At 72.1% G+C, this 3859-nt stretch carries 4 protein-coding genes and 1 pseudogene; 2 read left to right on the top strand and 3 right to left on the bottom strand.

The genetic code is table 11. The features are described 5' to 3' along the window. Positions 1–183 (top strand): annotated as a pseudogene (locus QH283_RS09125) (IclR family transcriptional regulator); the annotation flags it as partial. Between the two features lie 107 nt (positions 184–290). Here QH283_RS09125 and QH283_RS09120 read toward each other — a convergent pair. The 3 genes from QH283_RS09120 to QH283_RS09110 form a co-directional block, all read right to left on the bottom strand. Then, complete coding sequence (locus QH283_RS09120) at positions 291–1856, bottom strand: FAD-dependent oxidoreductase (protein WP_280502582.1); 1566 nt, start codon at positions 1854–1856, stop codon at positions 291–293. An 84-nt stretch (positions 1857–1940) separates the two neighbouring features. Next, positions 1941–2351, bottom strand: a complete 411-nt coding sequence (locus tag QH283_RS09115; RefSeq protein WP_280502581.1) for a VOC family protein — start codon at positions 2349–2351, stop codon at positions 1941–1943. Next, positions 2348–3106 carry an SDR family NAD(P)-dependent oxidoreductase gene (locus QH283_RS09110; RefSeq protein ID WP_432420686.1) on the bottom strand — a complete coding sequence of 253 codons (759 nt, stop codon included), beginning with the start codon at positions 3104–3106 and terminating at the stop codon, positions 2348–2350. The genes QH283_RS09115 and QH283_RS09110 overlap by 4 nt, the downstream gene beginning before the upstream one ends. Before the next feature lie 136 nt (positions 3107–3242). Between QH283_RS09110 and QH283_RS09105 the strand changes: the two genes are divergently transcribed. Further along, on the top strand, positions 3243–3859 hold a 617-nt coding region (locus QH283_RS09105; protein WP_280502579.1), incomplete at its 3' end, for an enoyl-CoA hydratase/isomerase family protein.

The raw sequence follows: 3859 nt of genomic DNA, 5'->3' as shown, positions 1-3859 counted from the left end.
TCCGGCATCGGTTGTATCGGCGTCTCCCTCGGCCCGCCCGACCACCTCTACGCCAACCTGGCGGGCATCTCGGTCTGCGCTCCGGTCACCTCGCTGGACTACCGCAAGCTCGTCGGCCCGGTCCGTATGGTCGCCCGGGAGATCTGGGACCGCTGCGTGGCCGCCGATCTGGCCTCCCAGTAGGTAGGCAATCACCCGAACAGAGCTGGACGACGCCCAGCCCCGGCACGCCCAGCCCCGGCACGCCCCGGCCGCGACGCGCACCACCCACGCCGCGGCCGAGGGCCTTTCTAGGAAGCCGCGGATTCGGCGACCTCGGCCCGCTGTGCCATATGGGCGACGGCGCGATAGGCCAGCACCATGCCCGAGCCGAGCGGCACTCCGGGGCCGGGGTAGACGGGCCCGGCCACCGAGGCGGCGGAGTTGCCCGCCGCGTAGAGGCCCTCGACGACCGAGCCGTCGGGCCGTTCGACCGCGCCGTCCGGGCCGATCACCGCGCCGCCCTTGGTGCCGAGATCACCGAGGACCAGCCGGACGGCGTGCAATCGCGCGCCGGTCAGCGGTTGCAGGCACGGTTCCGGGGAGGTCGCGCCGACGAAGAACCGGCCGAAAGGATCCTCGCCGCGCCCGAAGTCGGTGTCGCGGCCGTTCTCGGCGAGTTCGTTGAAGCGGCGCACGGTCGCGTCCAGCCGGTCGGCGTCGACTCCGATCGCCTCGGCCAGTCCGGCGATGTCCTCGGCGGTGTGCCACAGGCCCGCGGCCGACAGCTCCTCCCGGCGCGGCGGCGGCATGCAGATGGCGGGCAGGTGGTCGCCTGCCCGGTCGTCGAAGATCAGCCAGAAGGCGTCGCCGTGGCCGAGCCGCATCCGTTCGCGCATGGCCCGGCCCATGCGGTCGTAGGGCAGCATCTCGTCGGCGAAGCGCTGCCCGGTGTCGTCGACGATGATCCCGGCGCGCACGCCGAGCGTGAACGCGGCGTGCCCGTTGGGGAACAGCGTGGCCGGGCACCACCACGACTGGTCGAGCAGATCGGTTGCCGCGCCGACGGATTCGACGAGGGCCAGCGCGTCGCCGGAACCGGTGTCGGGATGCGAGGAGCTCCAGTCGGCGGTGGGCATGTCCTGCCACTTCGCCCGCAGGTCCGCCGACCGTTCGAAGCCGCCCGCGGCCAGCAGCACGCCCGCCCGTGCCTGGATTCCGGTCCGCGAGCCGTCCGGCGCGGTGATCTCCACGCCGGCCACACGCCCGTGCTCGTCGCGGACCAGTCCGGTGACCGGGCTGGACAGCCTCAGCTCGGCGCGACCGCCGGCGTCGAGCGCCAGCACCATCCTGGCGATCCAGGCCTGGCCGCCGTCGAGGGTCGATCGGTCGACGTCGAGCCCGAACTGGTCGGCGGGCACCATCGGCCGGATGTCGTCGAGCCGGTCGCCGACCTCCCGCGCCGAGATCGGGCGGGCGAAGATGCTGCGTCCGTTGGCGCTGCGGCCCGGGGCGTCGAAGTAGTCGGGGAACGGCCGGTGCTCGAGCGGGATACCGGCGGTGTTCTCCAGGAAGTCGGCCACTTCCGGCCCGGTCTCCAGGTAGGCGCGCTGCACCTCGGCCCTGGTGCGGTCGCCGACGAGAGCGGTGAAATAGGTCAGACCCTTGTCCACCGAGTCGTCCACGCCCTGGCGGGCCAGCACGTGATTGCCCGGCAACCACACGCTGCCGCCGGAATAGGCCGAGGTGCCGCCGAAGCGGTCGGTCTTCTCGAGCACGCACACCGACAGGCCGCGGTGGACGGCGGCCAGCGCTCCCGCCAGCGCCGCGCCGCCCGACCCCACCACCACGACATCGCAGGTACTGCCCCAGTTCATAGTCGACTGCACTCCATCCTCCGTTCCGGTGTGAACGGCGTCACGCTAGAGCGAGCGGGCAGACCGCGGCCGGGGCCGTCCCGCTCAGTGGTCGTGCGTCGGCACCGGGCCGACGACCTCGAGCAGGTAGCCGTCGGGATCGCGGACCTTGCCGATGACGCGCCCGCCGAACGCGGCCGCCGCGGTGGCGGGCAGCTCCGCCACGCCGCCGTGGGCGCACGCGGCGGCCAGCAGACCCGCCACGTCCTCGGTGTTGAGGATCAACTTGACCAGCATGGTCCCGTGCTCGGGCGGCGCACCGCCGTCGCGCGGGGCGATGAGTTCCACCCCGGCAGTCCCGGCCCGCAGGATGACCGCGTCGAAGGTGTCGGTGGCGAAGGCGCGTTCCCGGGTGAAACCGCATCCGGCGGTGTAGAACTCGACGGATCGGGCCAGGTCGGTGACGCGCAGGGCGGTCAGCGACAGAGTGACCGGCGCGCGGGTGCCCGCTGTCATCGGGTCTGCGATCCGCCGTTGAAATCGAGCGTCTGCCCGGTCATGCCACCGGCCTCGTTCGAGGCCAGGTACGCGCAGAACGCGCCGACCTCGAACGGGTCGCCGAGCCGGCCGATCGGGATGCCCGCCACGAGCCGCTCGATCTGCTCGGGCGGCATCTTGTGCACCAGATTGGCCTGCAATCCGAGGGCGACGATGTTGGCCGTCACCCCGTACTGCCCGGTCTCGGCGGCCAGGTGCCGGATGAAGCCCTCGATGCCGCTCTTGCCGGTCGCGTACATCGAGACGTTGATGTTCTGGCCGGTGCGGGCCGAGCCGGAGGAGATCTGCACGACCCGGCCCCAGCCGTTGTCGCACATCCCGTCGATGACGGCTTTGATGCAGTTCAGCGCGCCGTAGATGTTGAGGTCGATCGACGGCGGCCACTGCTCGGGTTCCAGTTCGCGGAACGGCTTGCTGACCCGGTCCTCGGCGACGCCGGCATTGTTGACCAGGATGTTCACGTGCCCGCCGAGTTCGGCCTCGGCGGAGCGGATCGCGGCGACCGTGGCCTGGTAGTCGGTGACGTCGAAGGCCCGGGCGATCGCCGTGCCGCCCTCGGCGACGATCGCGGCCGCCACGCGTTCCGCGCGGTCGGCGAACAGGTCGTTCACCACGACCGTCGCCCCCTGCCGGGCGAGCACTGTGGCGATGCCCTCCCCCACGCTCTGTCCCGCGCCGGTGACCAGTGCGATCCGTCCGTCCAACTCGAACACGAGTTCCACCTTTCTTCGATTCGTCACCACCGAGCAGGGTGACGTGCTGCCTCCCCGGACACTCTCCGAGGCGCGCGGTGGAATTGTCAATCAGTATTGGATTTTATTTTGGATCCAATCTGCTACGGTGACGGCCATGACGTCCGACAACACGGTCGACGGCCCGCCCGAGGCGCCGATCCTGACCGATTACGCCGACGGTGTCGCACAGCTGACCCTCAACAACCCCCGCCGCAAGAACGCCATCACCCTGGAGATGGCCGCGTCGATCGGCGATTTCTGCACGCGCGTGGAGAACGATCCCGCCATCGGCGCGGTCGTGATCCGCGCGGCGGGCGCCTACTTCTGCAGCGGCGCCGACACCAGGGACCTGGCCAGCTCCTCGGCCGACCCTGCCTCCCCCGAGGCCGTGCGCCGCACCTCCGCGGTCTACAGCGCGTTCGTCCGGGTGGGCATGCTCCCGGTCCCGACCATCTCCCGGGTGGTCGGCGGCGCGGTCGGCGCCGGGCTGAACCTCGCCATGGCCACCGACCTCATGGTCGTCACCCCCGACGCGCGCCTGGAGAGCGGGTTCCTCGCCCGCGGCATCCATCCCGGCGGCGGGCATCTGGCGCTGCTCGGGCGCGCGGTCGGCTGGTCGGCCACCATCGCCATGGCCACCTGCGGGGTCGCGCAGGCCCGGGGGCCGGGCCGGGCGCCCGGGGGGGGGCACCAGGCCGCCCCCGCGCCCGGGCGGGGCCCGCGCCACGCCCC

The sequence above is a fragment of the Nocardia farcinica genome (assembly GCF_029867845.1).
GTDB lineage: Bacteria > Actinomycetota > Actinomycetes > Mycobacteriales > Mycobacteriaceae > Nocardia > Nocardia farcinica_A.
This window is presented reverse-complemented; position numbering and strand designations above follow the sequence as displayed.